Here is a 22880-nt window from a genome sequence, read left to right as displayed (position 1 = left end):
GCCCGCAATATAAAATAAAACCGGAGAGCCTAGGCGGCTCACCGGTTTCAAAACGCAGTATGACGGGTACTGTTAGAATGTAAATTTCGCGCCGCCAATAATGGTCCGCGGTTTGCCGGGGCGAAGGCCCATCGGTCGCCTTGCTACCGAGTAAGTTTCATCGAACAGGTTATCGACGCTGGCAAAAAGCTGCAGGTTATCTGTCAGGCGGTAATGCGCCGCGAGGTCTGCCACAAAGCGCCCGTCGATCCGGTTTGTTTCGGCTATTGTACCCGTGCCAGCTTCCGCGCGTGAGGCTGATACATAGTTGACCTGTAACGTTGTGCTGAACACGTCGTTCTGGACACCTGCGCTGACGGTGAACTGATGGCGGGACAGATAGGGAAATTCATCGCCTCTGACTACAGACCCCCAGAAGCTGTCCTCAAAACTTGTGCGGAACTCGGCATCCGTGAAGGTATAGTTGAAGCGGATTGGCGCGGACCACTCGCCACCCAGCAGTGCGGTATAGCCGCCGGATAGCTCAAGGCCAAAGATACGCGCCGCACCGCCATTAAACTGGTCGCCAATTTCACAGTCCCCAGGCTGGCCAGAGGATGCGGTGCAGTCGCCGTGGATATTGTTATAGTCTGAAAAGAATACGATACCTTCGGCGAAGAAGCCGTTTTGGTCGTATAGCGCGCCCGCTTCAATATTCAGGCTTTTTTCTTCCTGTGTATCGGCGTTGCCGGCACCGGGCGGGTTGAAACCCTTGAAAATACCGCCTGTCAGCGTGAGCTGGTCGGTCAACTTATAAGTAACGCCAAGCCCGGGGATGACGGCGTCAATATCTGCCTCGGGGCGGGTTGTTGCTGTGCCTGCGCGGCTTGGGTCCGATCCGGCCCAGTCTGTGCGGTTGAGCTTGATGCTTTCAAAGCGGATGCCGGGGACGATTGTCCAGTTGCCGTAGCTGATGGTGTCCTGCGCGAAGAAAGCCCAGGCTTCTGCTTCCACAAGGCGGTTGCCCGCGCTGCCAAGCGCAGTCTCATTTTCAAAGATCAGGCTGCCATTCACCATGGTGTAGGTTTCGTTGTTCTGAAGCCGGTCTTCCGAATCCTCATGATAGCGCACCGACATTTCAAGATCGTGGCTTGCATCGCCGGTTACAAACGGAATGGCAACAAGCGACTGGATACCCTTGGCGTCATAGGCGCGGGCGTTGTGGCGCAGGCGGATCGCGCCTTCGGGGCTGTCCTGTGTACCCTTGAGCCAGGCCAGCTCAGTGGCGCAGATGCCCTCATTGGCAAGGACAAAGGCACCGCTCGTGCTGCCGCAGCTGTCGGTGCTTGCTTGCAGGTCGTTGAATTTGAACCAGTCGCGCTCGAAGCTGTTTTTATAGGCGGTTGTGACAACCTCGACATCGCCAAGCTTGATCTGGTGCGTGAGCTGTATCTGCTCGTGGCTGGTATCCATATGATCCAGAGCGCTTGCGGCATAGCGGCTATAGGGCGAGGCAGCAAAATCACTGTCGGAAAGACCAAGATAGGTTTCATCTGAATCATTGTTGGTTTTCGACAGCTTGAGGGTCAGCGATTGCTGGATCTCGGCGTTTGCATCCGTTTTTATACGGAATTTTCCCAGATAATCCTCAATCTCATAGCCTGTTTCCTCACCGCCCGGCAGCTTTTTGAAACCGTCGCTTGAGGAACTGAAAAATTCAACCATGCCGCCGACATGGTCACCGGAGGCGCCCAGGCTGCCGTGTGTGGTGAAGAGATTATCGCTGCCGATACGCGCGTCAAAAAAGCCGGCAAAATCATCAGGTATGCTGCGGCTCACCAGGTTGATTGCGCCGCCGACGGATCGCGGACCAAATTTGACAGCGGCTGAGCCTTTGCGGACCTCAACCGCCTGCATACGGGCGGCTGTAGGGAAATAGTATGCCGCAGGCGCCGCATAAGGGGCCGGGGCGATCAGCACGCCGTCTTCCATCAGGGTGATTTTGGAGGAACGCTCAACGCCCGACCCACGCAGCCCAATGTTGGGACGCAGGCCAAAGCCGTCTTCTTCCTGAATATTGACGCCGGGTACCATTCGCAGCGTGCGCATAATGTCCTGATACTTGAATAGCTCGAGATCTTCTTCACTGAGCCGGGTCGCAGCTCCGGGAATGTTCGCGCGGTCAGTGTGTTTCCCCACCACCTGAATGCGTTCGATGTCAATATAATCGATCGCTACTGCATCGGCATGAACAGCGCTTGGCGCCGCGATCAGGAGGGCGAGGGTGGAAACACCGGTGAATTGACGCACGCGCATGTGTTGCTCCGTTATTCAGAATGACTTGCAAAGTTAGCTTGCTGCTAGCATTGACATTAAGGTGCTGCAAGTCATTCTCAGAAGCGGTCGCGGGAAAAGGGTCTGGGTGGTGCGTAAAAGACACATTGTGGTGACTCTGGCGCACCGAAATGCGTGCGGAAGGTCAGCTTTTTTCTGCGCAAACCTTGCTCAAAGTCTTCACAGATCCTGCTCAGATCAGACACACATCCGGCACAAAATTGTGCCAGATGTGCAATGTGTGCCGGCCTTGAATTTTAGGCTGTTTCGTTGAACAGTTCACGTCCAATCAGCATACGGCGGATCTCGCTGGTGCCTGCGCCAATCTCGTAAAGCTTGGCATCGCGCCACAGGCGACCGGTCGGATACTCGTTGATATAGCCGTTACCGCCAAGTGTCTGGATTGCTTCACCCGCCATCCATGTAGCCTTTTCACTGGCGAACAGGATACAGCCAGCGGCGTCCTTGCGCGTGGTTTCTCCCCGATCGCATGCGGCCGCCACGGTATAAACATAGGCGCGGGATGCACCCCAGGTGGAATACATATCGGCAAGCTTACCTTGCATTAGCTGAAAGGTTCCAATGGCTTGGCCGAATTGGCTGCGCTCATGCACATAGGGCACAACCGTATCAAGACAGGCGCGCATAATGCCAAGCGAGCCGCCGGAAAGCACAACGCGTTCATAGTCAAGGCCTGACATCAGGACGTTTACGCCGCGGCCTTCCTCTCCAACGATATTCTCATAGGGCACAAAACAGTCCTCGAACACCAGTTCGCAGGTGTTGGACCCACGCATGCCAAGTTTGTCCAGCTTCTGCGCGGTTGAGAAACCCTTCATACCTTTTTCAACAATGAAAGCAGTAATACCGCGCGGGCCGGCATCCATATCCGTCTTGGCGTAAACCACCAGCACATCGGCGTCCGGGCCATTGGTGATCCACATTTTGTTGCCGTTAAGAACAAAGCCATCATCGGTCTTTTCGGCTCTCAGGCGCATGGAAACCACGTCGGATCCGGCGCCGGGCTCAGACATCGCTAGCGCACCAACATGTTCGCCGGAGATCAGCTTGGGCAGATATTTCGCCTTCTGCACCGCGTTCGCGTTTTTGGTGATCTGGTTGACACACAGGTTTGAATGTGCGCCGTAGCTGAGACCAACGCTGGCTGATGCTCGGCTGATTTCTTCCATAGCCACCACATGCGCGAGATAGCCCATGTCAGCGCCGCCATGTTCTTCAGGGGCGGTCATGCCGAGAATGCCCAGTTCACCCATTTTTTGCCAAAGGTCTGATGGGAAAAGGTTTTTCTCGTCAATTTCTGCGGCACGTGGGGCGATTTCGTCACGGGCGAAACGTGACACGCTTTCGCGCAGCATCTCAATCTCTTCACCGTGGCCAAACTTTAAATGCGGAAACTCAAACATTCTCGGGGGTTCCTTCTGGGGGTGTTTTTTATTCTGTATCTTGGATGTTCAGCAGCACAGCACCGCCGGTGACCTGATCGCCGGCCTTCAGGCCAAGGCCTGCGACTTTGCCGTCGCGCGGTGCGTTGATGGTCTGCTCCATCTTCATGGCTTCCATCACCAGAAGAGGCTGGCCTTTTTCGACGATGTCACCATCGGCGACCTTCACATCAAGGATTTTTCCAGGCATGGGCGCGAGGATGGTGCCGGGGCCGTCGGCTTCGTCATCACCGCCGCCGTCACGGGCATGTCGGGCAAGGGTGAGGGTGGCTTCACCCTTGACAAGGGTGACGTGTTTATCGTCCACCTCGGCAAACAGGCGCTCCCGGCGGCCTTCCATCACATAGGTGAACACGTTATCCGCAAAACTGACAATATCGGCTGCGAAGCTTGCAGCGCCAATTTCTGCAGTCAGATGTGTGCCATCCTCCCGCATTTTGACAGTCAGGACATCGTCTTCCCCCGCATCAAACCATAGCTGTTCGCTGGCGTGCAGGTTCATGCGGAAAGCGTCGAGAATGGCCCATGGATCATCGCCGCCCGCACGCTCCTGTCGGGCCGCCACTATGGCGAAGGATGCGACCGCATAATCCCTGTTTGTCGGGACAGGTTTTTTAAGCAGCGTATCTTTATGCTCCTCAATGAAACCTGTGTGCACGTCGCCGTTGGCAAAGTCTTGTTCTGACAAGGCGGCCAACAGGAAATCCCTGTTTGTTTTCAAACCCGTTACCGGGGTTTCTTGCACAAGGTTCCGGAGAGCATCGATGGCCTGCTGGCGGTCTTCACCCCATGCGATCAGCTTTGCGATCATCGGGTCATAGTGGATGGAAACCTCATCGCCAGCACGCACTCCAGCGTCGATACGGCCCGTGGGACCGGGGTCTGCGAATGGGTCAAACAGCCCGACCCTGCCGGTGGCGGGCAGGAAGTCATTATAGGGGTCTTCCGCGTAAAGGCGCACTTCGACCGCGTGCCCATCGGTAAGCACGTCGATTTCGTCCTGGCTAAGGGGCAACGGGTTGCCCTCCGCAATGCGGATTTGCCATTCAACAAGGTCTTGCCCGGTGATCATCTCGGTCACCGGGTGTTCCACCTGCAGGCGAGTGTTCATTTCCATGAAGAAGAAAGGCGCATCGTCAAGGCCATTGGCGACATCAACGATAAATTCGACCGTGCCTGCACCCTGATAGCCGATGGCCTCTGCGGCACGGACGGCAGCATCCCCCATCGCACGTCGCATCTCAACGCTCATGCCGGGGGCAGGGGCTTCTTCCACCACTTTCTGATGGCGACGCTGAAGGGAACAGTCGCGTTCAAACAGGTGAACGGCTATGCCCTCACTGTCGCCAAAAACCTGAAGCTCAATATGGCGTGGCTTCTGGATATATTTCTCAATCAAGAGCGTTTCGTTACCGAAGGAGTTTTTACCCTCGCGCCTGGCACCTTCAATGGCAGCCGGAAGATCCTTGGCGTCAAACACCTTGCGCATGCCCTTGCCGCCGCCGCCAGCGACAGCCTTGATCAGGACAGGGTAGCCCACGCGTTCTGCCTCGCGGGTGAGGGTCTCCAGCATTTGGTCTTCACCGTGATAGCCGGGTACGACGGGCACACCTGCGTCTTCCATCAACTGTTTCGCAGCACCCTTGAGCGCCATAGCGCGCATAGAAGCGGCAGAAGGGCCGACAAAGATAATGCCGTTTTCCTCACATGCCTCTGCAAATGCAGGGTTTTCCGACAGGAAACCATAGCCCGGGTGCACGGCGTCCGCGCCGGTAACCTTGCAGGCGTTCAAGATTTTGTCTGCTTTCAGGTAGCTCTCTGTTGCTTGCGCCGGGCCGATATGGACGGCTTCGTCCGCCATTTCGACATGCAGGGCCTTTGCATCAGCGTCAGAATAGACAGCGACGGTTTTAATGCCCATGCGTTGGCAAGTTGAGATAACCCGGCAGGCAATTTCACCCCGGTTGGCGATCAGCAGTTTTTTGATGCGGTTGCTCATGCGTCAACACTCCATACCGGTTTACGTTTCTCCAGAAAGGCTGACAGTCCTTCACGGCCCTCATCGCTGGCGCGGCGCGCTGCGATCCGGTGGGCAGTATCGGTGCGCAGTTCCTCGGTAATCTCTCGCTCTGCAACAGCGGAAATAAGGTCCTTGGCTTCCTGCTGAGCGACAGGGGCGCCAGCGAGGATGTTTTTAAGAAACACGTGCGCGAGACTGAAGGCATCCTGCAGGGATGGTGCCATTTCATGTACAAGGCCTATACGCCGGGCTTCGTCGGCGTCAAAGCGTTCTGCCGTCAGGAAATAACGCCGCGCAGCGCGGGCGCCAATTGCAGCCACTACATAGGGCGAGATTGTAGCCGGTGTCAGGCCCAGCCGAACCTCAGAGAGCGAAAACTTCGCCCCTTCCACCGCAATGGCGATGTCGCAGCAGGAGACCAGACCCACACCGCCGCCAAAAGTGGCGCCATTGACAATCGCGATTGTCGGCTTGGGGCAATTGTTGAGCGTGGACAGCATGCCAGAGAGTGTGAGCGCGTCGCGCATGTTCTGCTCTTCGGAATAGTGCGCGGCTTCCTTCATCCAGTTGAGGTCAGCGCCTGCCGAGAAGCTTTTCCCTGCACCCGTCAGCACTATCGCACGTACATCATCGTTGGCACCAAGCTTGCCGAAGGCGTTGTTGAGTTCCCAGATCAGGTCATCATTGAAAGCATTATGTACATCGGCGCGGTTCAAGGTAACTGTCGCGACGCCGCGTTCATCAATGCTGGTGAGAAGTGTGTCTACCATCATGATACTCCTTACATCCGGAACACGCCGAACTTCGTCGGCTCAATGGGGGCATTCATGCTGGCGGAAAGCGCAAGGCCCAGCACACGGCGGGTGTCTGCGGGGTCAATTACCCCGTCGTCCCAAAGCCGGGCGCTGGCGTAATAGGGGTGGCCCTGTTCCTCATACATCTCGCGAATGGGGGCCTTGAAAGCGTCTTCTTCCTTTGCGGACCATGCCTCGCCACGGGCTTCCATGCCGTCACGCTTGACGGTGGCAAGCACGCCTGCCGCTTGTTCACCACCCATCACGGAAATACGGGCATTAGGCCACATCCAAAGGAAACGCGGTTGGTAGGCGCGGCCGCACATGCCGTAGTTGCCGGCGCCGAAACTGCCGCCAATCAGGATGGTGAACTTGGGCACATTGGCACAAGCGACGGCTGTGACCATTTTTGCGCCGTCACGGGCGATACCGCCGTTCTCATACTTCTGGCCGACCATGAAGCCGGTGATATTCTGCAGAAATACCAGCGGAATACCGCGCTGTGCACACAGTTCAACAAAGTGCGCCCCCTTGAGCGCGCTTTCCGAGAACAGAACGCCGTTGTTGGCAACAATACCCACCGGGAAGCCGTGGATGTGGGCGAAGCCGCACACCAGTGTTTCACCGTAAAGCTTCTTGAACTCGTCAAATTCACTGCCATCAACCACCCGGGCGATGATCTCCCGCACATCATAGGGCTGGCGCGTGTCCTTCGGGATAACACCGTAAACCTCTTTAGGGCTATATAGCGGCTCGACGCTCTCGCGTTTCCTGAGCGGCAGTTCCTTGCCATGATTGAGATTGGATACAATTTTTCGGGCGAGCGCCAGCGCGTGATAGTCATCTTTTGCCAGATGATCGACAACGCCGGATGTGCGCGCATGCACATCACCGCCACCGAGGTCCTCGGCTGTTACCACCTCTCCAGTGGCAGCCTTCACCAGCGGCGGACCGCCGAGGAAGATGGTGCCTTGATTTTGTACGATGATGCTTTCGTCCGCCATGGCAGGCACATAGGCACCGCCTGCGGTACAGCTACCCATCACAACCGCGATCTGTGGGATACCCATGGCCGACATGGTGGCCTGATTATAGAAAATACGGCCAAAATGATCACGGTCCGGGAATACGTCATCCTGGTTTGGCAGATTGGCGCCGCCGCTGTCGACCAGATAGATACAGGGCAAGCGGTTTTCCCGCGCAATTTCCTGAGCGCGCAGATGCTTTTTCACGGTTACCGGGTAATAGGTGCCGCCTTTTACCGTGGCATCGTTGCAGACGATCATGCATTCGGTGCCCTCGACAACCCCAATGCCGGTGATCACCCCGCCGGAGGCAATATCCGCGTCATACATGCCGTAAGCGGCGAGCTGGGACAGCTCCAGAAACGGGGTGCCCGGGTCAAGCAGTGTGTTCACGCGCTCACGCGGTAGCAGCTTGCCGCGCGATACGTGTTTCTCACGGGCGCGTTCATGCCCACCAAGGCTTATGGTTGCGACCTTGGCACGCAGATCGGCAACTTGCGTTTCCATATGCGCGGCATTGGCTTCAAAGTCCGGTGTACCGGTGTGGATGCCGGAGGTAATCACGGCCATAAACTGTCTCCTGAAATCGCACACTTTTGTCTGCCCGGGGACCGGGCATTGCTCTTGCGTTCGGTGGCAATATATGGAAAAGGGTGGTATTGGTAAAATTGATTGATAAAATGGAAACCATAGATAACGTCTATGATGGATTTATACCTTCTTCGCTATTTTCTCGCCGTCGTGGAAACAGGCAGTTTCACCCGCGCTGCCGACCGTACATTCGTGACGCAGCCGACACTGTCGGCAGGCATCAAGAAACTTGAGGCACAGGTTGGCCAGCCTCTGTTTGAACGCTCCAACAGGCGGGTATTCCTGACCGACGCGGGTACCCGATTCCTGCCACGCGCGAAGGCTATTCTTCATGAATGCAATTTGGCCATGCAGGCACTTGAAGAAACTGCGACTACGCCCGTTTTGCGGCTGGGGGTGTTGACGACATTGTCCAGCAGGGCAGTTGGGGAGCTTCTGGCCCTTTACAAGGAGGCTGAGCCAAAGGTAACGGTTGAGGTCTATGATGGTACAGAGCAGGAACTGACAAACAGACTGGACGACCGGAGCCTTGATTATGCGCTGTCGGTCTACCGGGGCGAGACCAAGGACAAGGCGCTCCCGCTTTTCGATGAAAAGTACGTGTTTATCCTGCCACTCCAGCACCGCCTTGCCAGCAGACGCTCTGTCGGTGCAGCGGACCTCGCGGAAGACTATATGATCGTGCGTAGCCGCTGCGAGGTTTTGTCAGAGACGAGCCGATATTTTACCGACCAGAATGTGCGTCCAAGACTTGTATACCGGACGCCCAACGATAGCCGTGCCATCGCGATGGTGGCAGCTGGCATCGGGGGGACCGTAGTGCCTGAAAGTCTCGTCGACGATCGGGTGCGGGCGGTTAACCTTAGCGGATTTGACTACCACCGAAAGCTGGCGCTTTTCCGTCCCCGCTATCAACTTGCTGCGGGAACAACTCAACTCGCCGCCAATTTTGAACGGCACGTCGAAAATTGCTGGGGTGGATATGTTTGAAAGAAGTACCGGTAACAGACGTTGTAAACCAATGTATTAAGTAAGTATCACGGTGTTATGACCGGCTTTTGAAAAAAAGCGATTATCTCGCAGATTGTTTTGTGGCAAACCGAACCAGCTAAATTTCGTAGAGAGTGAATAACCTCCTTATTTTTCGAAGGTTTATCGTTGCTACATCTGTATAGTATGTAGAATTTTTCAGTTGACTGTGCACAGTTTCCAAGGGGTCGAAATGAACGAGGATGGCATGAAATCTGGCCGTATAGTATTGATCGCGGTATTTATCGCTCTGGCCGGTGCCGCCGCCTGGCTTATATACGGCGACGGAATGAGCGAAAACCGTGACATGCGCGGCGGGCGGATGGTCACCGTCGTCAGTAAACCTGTGGAAACAAAAGAGTTTGAAGATGTGGTCGAGGCACTGGGCACGGCGCGGGCACGTGAATCCGTAACCTTGGCAGCGCGCGTGTCAGACACGGTTCGCAGTGTGCAGTTTGATGACGGCCAGATTGTCAAAAAAGGCGACATTCTGATCAAGCTCGAAGATGAAGAAGAACTTGCCCAACTTAGGGAGGCGGAAGCCAACCTGAAAGAGGCGGAACGCAGCTTTGAGCGGATAAAAAACCTTGTGCGACAGGGAAATGCGTCGACCGCAGCCCTTGATACCGAACAGCGTCGGCTGGATGAGGCACGTTTCCGGCTGCAGGCCGTACAGGCTCGTCTGGAAGACCAACGCGTTGTGGCCCCGTTTGATGGAATGTTGGGGCTGCGGCAGGTCAGCGAGGGGTCGTTACTTTCTTCTAATCAGGCGATTACCACCATCGATGCTATTGACATGATAAAACTCGATTTCTCGGTGCCGGAACGCTTCATCGCCACGCTCAAACAGGGGCAGACCGTAGAGGCCAAGGTCTCTGCTTATCCCGGGCGCGTCTTCAAGGGGGTGATCACAACGATTGACAGCCGTGTTGATCCAATTACACGATCCGTCATTGTTCGCGCTGAGGTACCCAACGGTGAAAACCTGCTGCGGCCGGGCTTGCTAATGACGGTCCAGGTCTTGAGTAAAGCTTGGCAAGGCTTGTCAGTGCCCGAGGAAGCTGTTGTCCCGAGCGGTGGGCGTCAGTTTGTCTTTGTTGTCGAGGGTGACGAAGCAGTGAGGCGTGAGATCAAGCTTGGCCTTCGCCGTCCGGGATATGTCGAAGTACTTGAGGGTATCAAAGCCGGTGACCGCGTGGTGGTTGAAGGCACACTTCGTTTGGGCAGGCAAGGTGTGAAGGTTCGTGATATGGCAACTGACGTCGCGGATGGAGCATCGTCATGATTATATCTGATGTTTCGGTAAAACGACCTATATTTGCTGTTGTGGTCAGCATGTTGCTGATCGCTTTCGGCTTACTTTCCTTCCAGCAACTTGCTGTGAGGGAATTGCCGGACGTTGACCCGCCAATCGTAGGTGTGCGGACCAATTATCCTGGCGCGAATGCCGCAGTCGTAGAGACCCGCGTAACGCAAATTATCGAGAGTGCCATTGCGGGCGTGCCGGGGATCAAGACAATTGAGTCAACGAGCAATGACGGCCGCTCAAGTATTAACGTGGAATTCATGCTGGAGCGGGATATCGATGCGGCAGCAAACGATGTGCGCGACAGAGTTAGCCGTGTCCTGAATAATTTGCCCGAGGAGGTAGAACCCCCGGAGATTTCCAAAGCCGATAATGATACCCGCCCGGTACTTTGGTTTAACCTCACAAGCCCTGTAATGGATGTGCTGCAACTTACCGATTATGCCGAGCGCAATATTGTTGACCGCCTTTCTGTGGTGGATGGCGTGTCCGGCGTGCGCATTGGCGGTCAGAAGCGATATGCAATCCGGATCAATCTGGACCGTCAGGCGATGGCGGCACGAGGCATTACGGTAACTGACATCGAAAACGTCCTGCGATCTGAAAACGTGGAGTTGCCCGCCGGCAAGATTGAATCGCTCAACCGCGATACCATCGTGCGCCTCAACCGTGAATATGCCAACCCGACTGACTTTAATACCATGGTGATAAGAAAAGGCGATGACGGCGGCTTTGTTCGTCTTGCTGATATAGCTTCAGTGGAGTTGGGGGCCGAGCGGGATGAGCGGACTTTCCGCGGTAATGGCAACCCGGTTATCGGCCTTGGTGTGGTCAAGCAATCAAAGGGCAATACGTTGTCGGTTGCGCGTGCTGCGAAGGCCGAAGCGGAACGTATTCGCGAGACTTTGCCAGAGAGCATGGAGCTTATCGTTGCTTTCGATACATCCGTGTTTATCGAGAAAGCGATCGAGGAAGTCTATTTCACGCTTTTTGTTGCGATGGCTCTGGTGGTGCTGGTTCTCTACCTGTTTCTTGGTAACATCAAGACCGTTCTGGTGCCTGCCGTTACTGTACCAGTTTGTATTATCTCCAGCTTTTGGGTGCTGAGCCTTTTTGACGTGTCTATCAACCTTATCACGCTGCTTGGTCTGGTCATGGCGATTGGGCTTGTGGTGGATGATGCCATCGTTGTGCTGGAAAACATCTACCGCCGGGTAGAGGAGGGAGAGCCGGGCCTTCTGGCAGCCTATCGCGGCGCGCGGCAGGTAGGCTTCGCTGTCATCGCGACAACGCTGGTACTCATCGGCGTTTTCGTTCCCATCATGTTCCTGACAGGCAACGTCGGGCGGTTATTCGGTGAGTTGGCAATAACGATGTCTGCTGCGGTCGCTTTTTCAAGTCTCGTGGCCCTGACGCTTACCCCGATGATGTGTTCCTTGCTCGTGCGGCGGCGTAATAAAAAGCCTGCGTTTGCCGTCTGGCTCGACCGTACCTTCAAGCGTATTCAAAGTGGTTACACAAGTTTGCTGCTTGTCTGCCTTGGAAACAAGGTGTTGGTAACGATGACTTTTGTTGTGTGTTTTGCCCTGATAGCGGGGCTTCAAAGCCGCATCCCGAGCGAGCTTGCACCTATCGAAGACCGTGGCAACCTTTTCATGCGTATCAAGGGCCCTGAGGGTGCCAGCCATGAATTCATGGTCGAGCAAGCCTTGAAGGTTGAGGCTCAGGTACTGCCACTTCTGGAAACCGGAGAACTTAAACGTCTGCTGCTGCGCGTTGATGGCGGCGGCGGCTGGGGTTTTATTATCCTCTCTCCTTGGGATGAGCGGGAGCGTTCGTCAACCGAAATCCTTGAAGAGCTCCGTCCCAAGCTGATGAATAATGTACCAGGCGCACAAGCGATCCCGATTGAAAGCTCAGGCCTGAGCCGTGGTGGCGGGTCAGAGAGTTTCCAGTTTGTGATTGGGGGATCTACCTATGAAGAATTAGGCCGGTTCAAACAAATCGTTCTGGATGAATTGGTGGACTATCCGGGCCTCGTGAATGTGGATACTGACTATGAGGAAACTCAGCCGCAGTATCGTGTGCGTATTGACCGTGAGCGCGCATCCGATATGGGCGTTTCCATTCGTGAAATTGGCCGAACGCTTGAGACAATGATGGGAGGACGAAGAGTCACAACCTATGTCGATGATGGCGAGGAATACGACGTGATTTTGCAGGCGCAGGAGGCCGACCGTCGCCAACCGCTTGACATGGAAAATATTTATGTGGCGTCGGGCCGCACAGGCGACCTGATTCCGTTGACCAACCTCGTAAATGTGGCGGAGGATTCTGGCGCGGGTGACCTTCGCCGCTTTAATCGCGTAAGGGCCTTGACCGTTTCTGCAAATGTTGCGGCTGGTTACACCATTGGTGAAGTTACCGAATATATGGAGAACCTTGTGCGCGAGGTGATCCCCGATGTGACCAGTATCGACTATAAGGGTGCAACGCGGGAATATAAGGAAGCTGGCAGCGATATTTATTTCATCTTCGCACTCGCACTTGTGGTCGTTTTCCTCATCCTTGCTGCACAGTTTGAAAGCTTTGTGCACCCGTTTGTCATTATGCTGACGGTACCGCTGGCGGTGCTGGGGGGCCTGCTCGGGCTTTATCTGGCGGGCAGTACTTTCAATATCTACAGCCAGATTGGCCTGATCATGCTCATTGGCCTTGCCGCCAAAAACGGTATTCTGATTGTGGAATTTGCCAACCAGCTTCGGGATGAAGGCAAGGAAATCCGCGAGGCGCTGCTTGAAGCATCAGCCCTGCGCCTGCGCCCTATCATGATGACGGGTCTCTCTACCGCTATGGGGGCTGTACCGCTGATGATAGCATCGGGCGCTGGAGCCGCAAGCCGCCAGACCATCGGGGTGACGGTATTTGGCGGTGTGATCGTGGCCACCTTCTTCACACTTTTCATCGTGCCGGTTTTCTACGATATGTTCGCGAAATATACGAAGTCACCGGGCTATGTGGCTGCGAAACTGCGTGAGATCGAAGAAAAGGAAGCCAAGGGCATACCAGCAGAATAGGATGACGCTGACTTTAGACGAAAGTGGAGCCGGGAAGGGTCACTTTCCCGGCTTTTTAATTGGGTATGGTGGTTGGCTAGGCTTAAACTGTTTTGGCGAAATCCACCTTGAAGCCTGTATCTTCCAAGGCGTCGACGAGAGCCTGGGCATGGTCGCGGTCCTTGGCTTCAATAACCAGTTCCATCTCGGTTTGCTTGAGTGACAGCGCGCCAAATTCGCGCTGATGGCGCATCTCGATGATGTTGGTACCAACGCGAGCAACGACATCTGTCACCTTTGCAAGTGCGCCGGGCTGGTCCATCATGGTGATACGCAGGCGGGCAAGGCGGCCGTCGCGTGCCATGCCGCGCATGATGGCGCTGGCCAGCAGCCGACTGTCGATATTGCCGCCAGACAGCACAATACCCACCTTATGGCCCTTAAAAAGCTCCGGATGATGCATCACAGCGGCAAGACCAATGCCGCCAGCGCCTTCCACCACCACTTTTTCAATTTCCATAATGGTGATGATTGCAGCTTCAATGTGGCGTTCCGGCACGGTGACGATGGTATCTACGAGCGAGCGCACCACATTCTCGGTTTTTTTTCCCGGTTTGTTAACCGCAATGCCTTCAGCGATGGAAATATTGTCACCGCGCAGGGATTTTCCCTCAATGGTTTCCTTCATGGCAGGGAAAGCTTCGGTCTGCACGCCGACGATACGAATTTTAGGATTGATATGTTTGGCTATCGTGGCAATGCCCGACACGAGCCCGCCGCCGCCAATGGGTACGACGAGAGTGTCGAGATCAGGCACGTCTTCAAGCATCTCAAGCCCGACGGTGCCTTGTCCGGCCATCACGAGAGGGTCGTCGAAAGGGTGAATGAAGGTGAGGTTTTCCTCGTCTGCCAGTGAATAGGCCGCCTTGGTGGCTTCCTCAAAGTTGGCACCGGTCAACACAACACGCGCACCTAATTCTTCGGTGCGGCTTACTTTGTTGAACGGAGTGCCCTCAGGCATGACAATCGTCGCCGGGATACCAAGCCGCCCGGCATGATAGCTGATGCCCTGCGCGTGGTTGCCTGCAGATGCCGCTATCACGCCTTTTGTATCTTTGGGCAATGACAACAGCTTGTTTAGCGCCCCGCGCTCCTTATAAGCCGCTGTGAACTGGAAAATCTCGAATTTGAACCAGCATTCAGCGCCGGTAATCTGGGAGAGAGTTTGAGATTTTTCCATCGGCGTGCGCTTGACGCTGCCGCTGATTGCCTTTTCAGCATCATAAACATCCTGAGCGTTAATGGGCAATAATTGTTCACTCACGGGTCACTCCACGAAATAAAAATACGGTCCGCAGCTTTGCCACAGACCGTATCTTGTGTCCATAAAAAGCTGGAATTTATTACAGGAGCCGGGCTATCAAGGTGTCAACTGCGTCCTTGCAGACCTGTTCGCTCATCAACGGCACATGACCGAGGCCGGGCACTATAACCGGCACAAGGTCCGGGTGTTCCGCCGCCATGCGGTCAAGCGTTTCCTCTGAAAGAATATCAGACAGTTCACCTCTTAGTACTACTGTTGGGATGCTGTGCATGGCAGCGAAGGCTGGCCACAGATCCGGCGCGCTCTGGTCGTCCGCATTTTCGAAATTTTGGCTGATGGCCGGATCATACTGTACTTTGGGCTTACCCGCGTCGTCAGCGTAGAGGTTTCGGGTGTACCACTCCCAGTCTGCATCGGAGAAATTGGGGTAGACCCCCGCATTTGCCTGTTTCACAGCCTTGATGGCCGCTTCCCAGGTCTCTGGCGGGGTGCCTTTGCCAACGTAGCTTTTGATGCGGGCAATGCCCCTTGGGTCCACCTCAGGGCCAATGTCATTGATTATCGCTGCTTTCAATGTGCCGGGGTGCATTGCCTGAATGAGAATGGTCATCAAGCCGCCAAGCGACGTGCCAAGGGCGATAACCTCTTTCACACCTAGGTGACGAAGGAGTGCCATGACATCGGATACATAAGTGAGGGGCGTATAGCGGCTTGGGTCGGGGTCATAGTCAGACAAGCCGCGTCCGCGGTTGGCCACAGCAATGACGCGGCAGCGATCAGCGAGATGTTCCGCGATTGCATCAAAGTCTTTCGGGTTGCGCGTGAGGCCGGGCATGCACAGCACAACTGGTGCCCTAGGTCCCGCGTTATCATAGTCGCGGTAATACTGTTTCAAACCATCCGGATTGGTGAAATAACAGTCGACGTAAAGGCTCACGTCAGTTTCCCCCATATATCTCGCGAAGCTCTCGCTTCAAAATTTTACCGTTGGCGTTCCGGGGCAGGGCATCGGTTTGGGCCACACCTGAGATACGCTGTTGCCTCCCCAGTTGCGCGTTGGCCCAGTCTACCAGCGCTGCCTCGTCGATGGTTTTTCCCGGCTCGGGCACCACAATCGCCAGCGGTGTCTCGCCCCAGCGCGCGCTGGGTATACCAATCACCGCCACTTCATTCACGGCTTCATGTTTTATCAGTACCGCTTCGATATCCTGCGGGTAGATGTTTTGCCCGCCCGAAAGGATCATGTCCTTCTTGCGGTCGACAATATAGAGATAGCCTTGCTCGTCCAGTTGTCCAATGTCACCGGTTCTGAGCCACGCCTTGCCATTTGCGTCGGTCCATGTGGCCTCGGCTGTTGCGTCAGGGCGGTTCAGGTAACCGGGCATGACAATACGGCCGCAGCCGACAATCTCACCAGACTGACCATTTGGCACTTCTTTGTCGTCATCCCCGATGATCCGGATGTCGGTACCGATCAACGGCTTGCCGACCGAAGCCATTCGACCCTCAGCCTCTTCGGGGTCAAGCGTGGTGATCACACCCTCGGTAAGGCCAAACAGCTCAATCACCGCCCTGGGCCCTAGACGCTGGAACAGTGTTTTTTTAAGGTCAGCATGCAGTGGGGAGCCACAACTCATCACCGCTTCGATGGTAGAAAGGTCAAATGCGTCTTGATCAGGCACTTCCATCAGGCGCTGATACTGAATTGGGACCATGGCAAAATGGGTGATGCCCTGATCCTGAATGGTCTGCAATGTCTCATGCGCCTCAAACCTCGGCGCAATAACCATGGTGCCTCCGGACAGCAGGGTACAGAGCATACCGACCCAACTGATGTTGGAATAAAGTCCGATGGAAAAGAGCGTCCTGGCCGCCGAATGATATCTAAGCGCAATGGCAAGATCATAGGCCCAGTCACGCCGGCCCTGATGGGTATGCAATATGCCCTTGGGCATACCGGTGGTGCCTGAGCTATATATGACATTGAGCGGGTCGTTGTCCTCAAGCCCTACACTTGGCAGGCAAGTTGACGCCGCTTTGGAGAAGTCAGCCAGTTCCTCGTCAGACACCGCCAAAACGCTACTCTGCGCCGTGAGGTATGGTTGAAGCCGCGCCTGTTGGTCTGTGGTGCAAAAAACGGCGTTGACGTCAGCGTCTTTCAGCATGGCTTCAAGCGCTTCGTCGCTTACCGATAAGTTGATCGGTACCGAACAAGCGCCTGATTTCATGACGGCAACAAGCACTTCGACCATGGCGATGCCGTTACTCATGACCACGCCGACCATTTTCCCGCGTGATACACCGCGCGATATCAGGGCGTTGGCAATGCGGTTGGTGTTCGCTTCAAACTGCCGCCATGACACAATACGGTTTTCACAGACAAGTGCCGGTTTATTGTCTTTCCACTTGCCGTGAAGCGAGAAGATTTCGGGCAATAGCGGAGCACTGGTATCAAATGCAGCCATTTGACAATCCCACATCAAAGTTGAAATGAATACCGCATGTGGCGGCGGGCAGGGGCCGGAGTGACCTTGATCTCCGGCCCCTTACCTGGGGGGTTAAAACTTCAGGCCAAGTGTCGCGGTGATAGTACGCGGCGGGCCGTAGAAGGTGGTGATATTGTTTTCAAGCCCGAGGGTCGGGAAGTTGTAACCCGCAGTTTTGTATTCCTTGTTGCCAAGGTTTTTGCCATGCAGGCCAAGGGAGTAGTTGCCGTTCTCCGACGTCCAGACGATGCTGGCGTTAAAGAGACTGTAGGCATCCTGATCAATCTCCGTGACCGGCGTTTCAAACTGAACGATGGAGCCCTTATGGGACCAGTTTCCGTTGAAGCTGATGGTGCTGCCGTTTGACATCGGCCACATATAGGTCATGCCGACATAGGACATGAATTCAGGTGTGTTTTGCACGGCGCGCTGGTCGGCAACATTGACGCCGTTCAGCAGCCATTCCTTGATCTCGGCATCGAGAAGGTTCAGCGAGGTTTGCAGGGTCAGGTTATCACTGAGCAGGAAAGTACCCTCAAACTCGATACCCTTGATTGTTGCCTTGCCAGCGTTAGTCACCGTGCCGACGAAGCCGTCATTCGTGCCGTCACCGTCGGTGTCAATGGGCAGCGAGCCCGGGATCTGCATATCTTTATAGTCGCTGTAGAAGACAGCGAGGTTAGTACGGGCGCGACCATCCAGCCATGTGGACTTCAGGCCGATTTCGTAGCTGTCCAGCGTTTCGGCATCGAAACCGTCTTCCACCTCTGGTGAAGTGAGGTTGGCACCACGCGGATCGAAACTGCCTGCTTTGAAGCCCCGGCTGAAGGAGGCGTAAACAAGTGCATCCTCGTTGATTTTATAGTCAAGCGCGATGCGCGGCGAGAAGTCCTTGAAGGTGCGCTCGGATTCAAAATCACTTGATGCCGCGAGGAAGATGCTGTTCTCGAAGCCAAAAAACGGCGATCCCTGTCCAAGATAGTTGGCACGGAAGATATCGGCCGACCTTTTATCGTTGGTGTAACGGCCGCCAACCGAAAGCGACACGGCGTCGTTCACTTCATAGCTCAGGTCTGCGAATAATGACCATGCTTTGGTGTCGACGGTTCCGCCGGTATAGGCTACCAGTTCACTGCCGTAAAAAGCCCGCCCAAGCTGGCCCAGAACCACATCAAAGTCGTTCGAGGCGCTTGCATCCAGATAATAAAAGCCGAACACGCCCGAAAGGCGGTTGCCCGTATACAGAAGCTGGAGTTCCTGACTGAACTGTTCGTTATCGTAAATAACCGGCGCATCCATATCATCGACGGCAAGACTGTCAAAATCGATTACCGATTCTGTATAGTCCTCGCGGTAGGCGGTGATGGATTTCAGGGTTACCGTGTCGCTGGCCGCCCATTCGATCGTGCCCTGAATGCCTTTGGCGGTAACTTCGTTATTCCCATCGATGCCACTCGTGGAACCATTTTCGGTGGCGCCGGCATAGGTGTCATAGACGCTGTCGGTTACGGGTGTGCCGCTTACGGCACCGGCGTAGGGACGATGTCCAGCGACAGAATTTGAGTCGTCGTCGGTATAGTCCGCGGATACCCGGATGAAAAGGTCATCACTTGGCAGGAACTCAATGCTCGCGCGGGCCGCGAGTATCTGTTTGTTGTAGTGTTCTTCGCCTGTGGTCAGGTTTTCACCGAAACCATCGCGATTCAGGGACGCAACCGTTGCCCCAACGCGAACTTTGTCGCTGATCGGCATGGCCGCTTTGGCGACAGCGTCAACTTGATTATAACTGCCGTAAGATAGCTTCAGGCCAAACTCCGGTTCATCGCCGAGCCGCTTGGTGACATATTTGATGGCGCCGCCCACGGCATTACGGCCATATAGTGTGCCTTGTGGTCCGCGCAGGATTTCAACGCGCTCTACATCATAAATGTCCAGAAGGGCGCCTTGAGGACGAGCCATGTAAATATCGTCCAGATAAAGCGCAACGCCTTGCTCAAAACCGGCCAGCGGGTCCTGCTGGCCGACACCACGGATGAAAGCAGTCAGCGTGGAGCTTGTGGCGCGGGACGGCTCAAGCGTGACGCTTGGTGCCATTTGCGCCAGTTCGGTGATGTCAGCAGCACCGCGCAAAGCCAGATCACTCCCCGAAAAAGCAGAAACAGCTATCGGAACATCCTGCAGGCTTTCTGTACGCCGGCGTGCCGTCACCTGTATTTCTTCCAGCGCTTTAACGCCAGCATCGGCGCTTTCTTGGGCTAGTGTCGGATTGGCGATTACCATTGCAGCGGAACCTGCGCAGCCCATTAGAGCAACGCGTAGTGCTTTAGATACTCTCATATTTCCCTCCCCAGGGTTGTGAGTAGATTTATCGACCTTGGCGTTATTAAAATTCAACAATCGTTGAAATGTCAATACAAAAATTCAACGATCATTGAATTTGGCGCTATTGGGATTTACGCCGACGGCATGCCTGGGTTAAGAGTGAAGGAAATGGAGGGGATGCGTGGCTAAAACCACACCTAACCGGCGGGTTAAACGTAAAGATAGAATACTGGACGCTGCAGAGGCCTTGTTTGCAAAACACGGGTTCGACGGCGTTTCCATGCGTATGGTCGCAGATCGTGCGAAGGTGGACCTTGCGCTCGCCAGTTATCATTTTGGGAACAAGCGGGGGCTTTTTGACGCGGTATTGCTTCGCCGAGCCGAGGTGCTGAACACCACCCGGCTCGAAGCGCTGGAGAAATGCGAGGCGGAAGCGGGTGACGCTGGTCCGTCGGTTGAGGCGATCATTGACGCTTTTCTTAAGCCACTTCTGGCGCATGGCTATCAGGAAGATGAAGGCTGGTTGCATTATTTTGAGCTGATTGCACAGATCAACAACTCGCCCGAATGGGGTGGGCAACTTATGACGAAATATTTTGACCCGCTTGTCCGCCGCTTCATGGATGCGCTTAAACGCGCGCTGCCTGACGCAGAGCCGGAAAATATATATTGGAGCTATCATTTCCTTTCCGGTGCCTTGACCCTCACGTTTGCCCATACGGGCCGCATCGATCAATTGTCAGATGGCGTTGCGAAATCTGAGGATATGGTGAGTGCTTATGAGCGCATGGTGCCTTTTGTTGCCGCAGGTTTCAGGCAACTTTGTATACCGAAAAACAGGAACAAGAACTGATAAAACAGAGAGTGGCGTCTCACGCCACCAGTATGGGAACCATAAAGAGGGTCGAAGAATGAAAAAAAAGACAATAGCCGCTGCGCTTTTGGGTGCCGCAACATTGGTGACAGCGAACCTGCAGGCTGACGAGTTGACCATCGAGCGCCTGCTGGGTAGCCCGAGCTTGAGCGGCCCCACGGTACAGGGTCTGAAGCTGTCACCCGATGGCAAGCGCGTTACCTTCCTGCGCGGGAAGGAAGAAAGACAGGCGCAATTGGACTTGTGGGAGTTCGATGTGGCAACAGGTAGTGTGAGCCTGCTTGTTGACTCGGATGTCCTGCTGGGTGGGGAGACGGAAGCACTGAGCGAGGAAGAGAAAGCCCGCCGTGAGCGCAACCGTAGTCTCACTGGCAAATCTGGAATTCTCAGCTATTTCTGGTCTCAGGACAGCAATAACCTTTTGTTCCCGCTTGGGGGAGACGTTTTTGTGTTGCCTTTGGGCGGCACGGTGAAACGCCTGACTGAAACCCCTGAGTATGAAACCGATATCAAGTTCAGCCCCCAGGGTACCTATGTGTCCTTTATCCGCAACCGCGAACTTTATGTGGTTGATGTCGAAACCCGCTCAGAGAAAAAGCTCACCACCGGCGCGAGCGAGACGGTTGCCAATGGCATGGCGGAGTTCATCGCACAGGAAGAACTTGGTCGCTACACAGGATACTGGTGGTCACCAGATGAAACCAAAGTAGCGTTCGAGCAGTTTGACGAAAGTGGCGTGGTTGTCAAAGACCGCTATGAGGTCCAGCCGGATGGCAGTGTTGTGACCCTCAAGCAACGTTATCCGGAAGCGGGAAGTGCTAACGTAACTGTAAAACTGGGGGTTGCCCAAGTATCAACAGGTGAAAGCCAATGGCTCTCACTTGGCGAGGATAAGGATATCTACCTTGGTCGCGTTGGCTGGACACCGGACAGCAGCACGGTGGTGCTTCAGCGTCTGAATCGGGCACAGACCCAGCTCGATTTGATTGCCACCAGCGATCACGGTAAGCCGACGACGTTACTGACGGAGAAGTCCGATGTCTGGATCAACTTGCACAATAACCTGACCTTCCTCTCTGACGGTCGTTTTATTTGGACGAGTGAAAAAACTGGTTACCGTCATCTGTATATGCATGCAGCAGATGGTGAGGAAATTGCCGCATTGACCAGTGGCGACTGGGTCGTGAATGCCTTAGAAAAAGTGGATGTCGCCGCAGGTGTTGTATATTTCACAGGCTACAAGGACAGCCCGATTGAACAGCAGCTATATTCTGTCCCTCTTGACGGCGGCAAGGTCACGCGTATCAGTCGCGAAGCGGGCTGGCACGACGTGGAAGTGGGTGACGGCATTTTTGTCGACAAATTCTCTAGCCCTGAACAGCCGCCACAGGTTTTGGTGCGTTCACTTGCAGACGGCACGACCAAATCCTCTGTGCTCGCCAACCATCTAGACGGAAAGCACCCTTACGCGCCTTATAATGTTGGTTCAGTCACCACTGAGTTCGGCACCATTGAGGCGGACGACGGTACCGCGCTTTATTATCGGCTTTATCGTCCAGCCACGCTTGAGGCGGGTAAAAAATATCCCGCCATCATGGCCCCCTATGGCGGGCCGCATGGTCAACGTGTGCGGCGTGAATGGAAGCTGGACTTCAACCATTATCTGGCCCGCAACGGCTACGTGGTGATGGTGCTGGACAACAGGGGTATGTGGAACAGGGGTCTGAAGTTCGAAGGCCATGTCAAAAATGCTATGGGCACGGTGGAAATCGCTGATCAGGTCACAGGTGTGAACCACCTGAAGGGGCGTGAGTATATTGATGGCGATAATGTGGGCATCTGGGGCTGGTCCTATGGCGGTTATATGACTTTGATGGCGCTGTTCAAGGAGCCGGACGTGTTCAAAGCAGGGGTGTCTGTGGCCCCGGTAACCGACTGGCGGCTATATGATACCGGCTATACCGAGCGTTATCTGGGACACCCGGATGCACCGGGTGATGTCTATAACAAATCCAGCGTCTTTCCCTATGTGGATGGCTTCAAAGGCGATTTGCTGCTTATTCACGGCATGGCAGACGACAATGTGTTTTTCGACAATTCTGTGAAGCTGATGTCAGTGCTGCAAAATAAGAACAAGCCTTTTGAGCTGATGACCTATCCCGGCAAAAAGCATGGTATTCGCGGGGATGTGCAGGTTCATCTCTATGGCAGGGCGTTTGATTTTTTTGAAAGATCGCTCAAGTAAGTCTCAACTTGATTGAGGGCAATGAGAAGACC

Annotated in this window: 14 protein-coding genes; 5 read left to right on the top strand and 9 right to left on the bottom strand. The window is 54.8% G+C overall.

The genetic code is table 11. The annotated features are described in order from the left end of the window. Window positions 1–72 precede the first annotated feature (72 nt). The 5 genes from ACN0VM_RS04395 to ACN0VM_RS04375 all read right to left on the bottom strand — a co-directional run bounded on the left by ACN0VM_RS04395 (window position 73) and on the right by ACN0VM_RS04375 (window position 8185). Window positions 73–2295 (bottom strand): TonB-dependent receptor family protein, encoded by a 2223-nt coding sequence (locus tag ACN0VM_RS04395; protein ID WP_417449632.1) that lies wholly within the window; start codon window positions 2293–2295, stop codon window positions 73–75. Between the two features lie 275 nt (window positions 2296–2570). Continuing rightward, complete coding sequence (locus ACN0VM_RS04390; RefSeq protein ID WP_417449631.1) at window positions 2571–3737, bottom strand: isovaleryl-CoA dehydrogenase; 1167 nt, start codon at window positions 3735–3737, stop codon at window positions 2571–2573. A gap of 28 nt (window positions 3738–3765) precedes the next feature. After that, on the bottom strand, window positions 3766–5775 hold the full coding sequence (locus tag ACN0VM_RS04385) for an acetyl/propionyl/methylcrotonyl-CoA carboxylase subunit alpha (protein WP_417449630.1): 2010 nt from the start codon (window positions 5773–5775) through the stop codon (window positions 3766–3768). After that, entirely contained in the window at window positions 5772–6566 is a 795-nt protein-coding gene (locus ACN0VM_RS04380) for an enoyl-CoA hydratase/isomerase family protein (protein WP_417449717.1), read from the bottom strand. Before ACN0VM_RS04380 ends, ACN0VM_RS04385 begins: the two co-directional genes overlap by 4 nt. A gap of 11 nt (window positions 6567–6577) precedes the next feature. Next, the gene (locus ACN0VM_RS04375; protein WP_417449629.1) at window positions 6578–8185 is read right to left on the bottom strand and encodes a carboxyl transferase domain-containing protein; all 1608 of its coding nucleotides are present in this window, start codon (window positions 8183–8185) and stop codon (window positions 6578–6580) included. 132 nt (window positions 8186–8317) lie between these two features. Between ACN0VM_RS04375 and ACN0VM_RS04370 the strand changes: the two genes are divergently transcribed. The 3 genes from ACN0VM_RS04370 (at window position 8318) to ACN0VM_RS04360 (ending at window position 13618) form a co-directional block, all read left to right on the top strand. Continuing rightward, entirely contained in the window at window positions 8318–9196 is an 879-nt protein-coding gene (locus ACN0VM_RS04370) for a LysR family transcriptional regulator (protein ID WP_417449628.1), read from the top strand. Window positions 9197–9428: 232 nt separating this feature from the next. Beyond that, window positions 9429–10520: an efflux RND transporter periplasmic adaptor subunit gene (locus ACN0VM_RS04365; protein WP_417449627.1), complete on the top strand. Its 1092-nt coding sequence runs from the start codon at window positions 9429–9431 to the stop codon at window positions 10518–10520. Continuing rightward, the gene (locus ACN0VM_RS04360) at window positions 10517–13618 is read left to right on the top strand and encodes an efflux RND transporter permease subunit (protein ID WP_417449626.1); all 3102 of its coding nucleotides are present in this window, start codon (window positions 10517–10519) and stop codon (window positions 13616–13618) included. The genes ACN0VM_RS04365 and ACN0VM_RS04360 overlap by 4 nt, the downstream gene beginning before the upstream one ends. A gap of 82 nt (window positions 13619–13700) precedes the next feature. Here the strand turns inward: ACN0VM_RS04360 and ACN0VM_RS04355 are convergent, their stop codons facing one another. The 4 genes from ACN0VM_RS04355 to ACN0VM_RS04340 all read right to left on the bottom strand — a co-directional run bounded on the left by ACN0VM_RS04355 (window position 13701) and on the right by ACN0VM_RS04340 (window position 19744). Further along, a complete protein-coding gene (locus tag ACN0VM_RS04355) occupies window positions 13701–14921 on the bottom strand; it encodes a threonine ammonia-lyase (RefSeq protein WP_417449625.1) in 1221 nt (406 codons plus the stop codon). A 79-nt stretch (window positions 14922–15000) separates the two neighbouring features. Continuing rightward, entirely contained in the window at window positions 15001–15858 is an 858-nt protein-coding gene (locus tag ACN0VM_RS04350) for an alpha/beta fold hydrolase (RefSeq protein WP_417449624.1), read from the bottom strand. Between the two features lies 1 nt (window position 15859). After that, a complete protein-coding gene (locus ACN0VM_RS04345; RefSeq protein WP_417449623.1) occupies window positions 15860–17386 on the bottom strand; it encodes a class I adenylate-forming enzyme family protein in 1527 nt (508 codons plus the stop codon). Window positions 17387–17479: 93 nt separating this feature from the next. Beyond that, window positions 17480–19744, bottom strand: a complete 2265-nt coding sequence (locus ACN0VM_RS04340) for a TonB-dependent receptor (protein WP_417449622.1) — start codon at window positions 19742–19744, stop codon at window positions 17480–17482. Between the two features lie 166 nt (window positions 19745–19910). Here ACN0VM_RS04340 and ACN0VM_RS04335 point away from each other — a divergent pair, with 166 nt between their 5' ends. Both ACN0VM_RS04335 and ACN0VM_RS04330 read left to right on the top strand, forming a co-directional pair. Continuing rightward, window positions 19911–20582, top strand: coding sequence for a TetR/AcrR family transcriptional regulator (locus ACN0VM_RS04335; RefSeq protein WP_417449621.1), 672 nt, complete (start codon window positions 19911–19913; stop codon window positions 20580–20582). 58 nt (window positions 20583–20640) lie between these two features. Continuing rightward, complete coding sequence (locus ACN0VM_RS04330; RefSeq protein WP_417449620.1) at window positions 20641–22848, top strand: alpha/beta fold hydrolase; 2208 nt, start codon at window positions 20641–20643, stop codon at window positions 22846–22848. Window positions 22849–22880 lie beyond the last annotated feature (32 nt).

Origin of the sequence: Kordiimonas sp. (assembly GCF_048260245.1) — a bacterium.
Classification (GTDB): domain Bacteria; phylum Pseudomonadota; class Alphaproteobacteria; order Sphingomonadales; family Kordiimonadaceae; genus Kordiimonas.
Note: the sequence above shows the minus strand (reverse complement) of the source record. Positions and strands in the feature narration are given on the sequence as shown.

Coding starts and splice junctions, on each gene's coding strand:
- ACN0VM_RS04395 (WP_417449632.1), bottom strand. CDS start 2,295: ATGCGCGTGCGTCAATTCACCGGTGTTTCCACCCTCGCCCTCCTGATC.
- ACN0VM_RS04390 (WP_417449631.1), bottom strand. CDS start 3,737: ATGTTTGAGTTTCCGCATTTAAAGTTTGGCCACGGTGAAGAGATTGAG.
- ACN0VM_RS04385 (WP_417449630.1), bottom strand. CDS start 5,775: ATGAGCAACCGCATCAAAAAACTGCTGATCGCCAACCGGGGTGAAATT.
- ACN0VM_RS04380 (WP_417449717.1), bottom strand. CDS start 6,566: ATGGTAGACACACTTCTCACCAGCATTGATGAACGCGGCGTCGCGACA.
- ACN0VM_RS04375 (WP_417449629.1), bottom strand. CDS start 8,185: ATGGCCGTGATTACCTCCGGCATCCACACCGGTACACCGGACTTTGAA.
- ACN0VM_RS04370 (WP_417449628.1), top strand. CDS start 8,318: ATGATGGATTTATACCTTCTTCGCTATTTTCTCGCCGTCGTGGAAACA.
- ACN0VM_RS04365 (WP_417449627.1), top strand. CDS start 9,429: ATGAACGAGGATGGCATGAAATCTGGCCGTATAGTATTGATCGCGGTA.
- ACN0VM_RS04360 (WP_417449626.1), top strand. CDS start 10,517: ATGATTATATCTGATGTTTCGGTAAAACGACCTATATTTGCTGTTGTG.
- ACN0VM_RS04345 (WP_417449623.1), bottom strand. CDS start 17,386: ATGGCTGCATTTGATACCAGTGCTCCGCTATTGCCCGAAATCTTCTCG.
- ACN0VM_RS04340 (WP_417449622.1), bottom strand. CDS start 19,744: ATGAGAGTATCTAAAGCACTACGCGTTGCTCTAATGGGCTGCGCAGGT.
- ACN0VM_RS04330 (WP_417449620.1), top strand. CDS start 20,641: ATGAAAAAAAAGACAATAGCCGCTGCGCTTTTGGGTGCCGCAACATTG.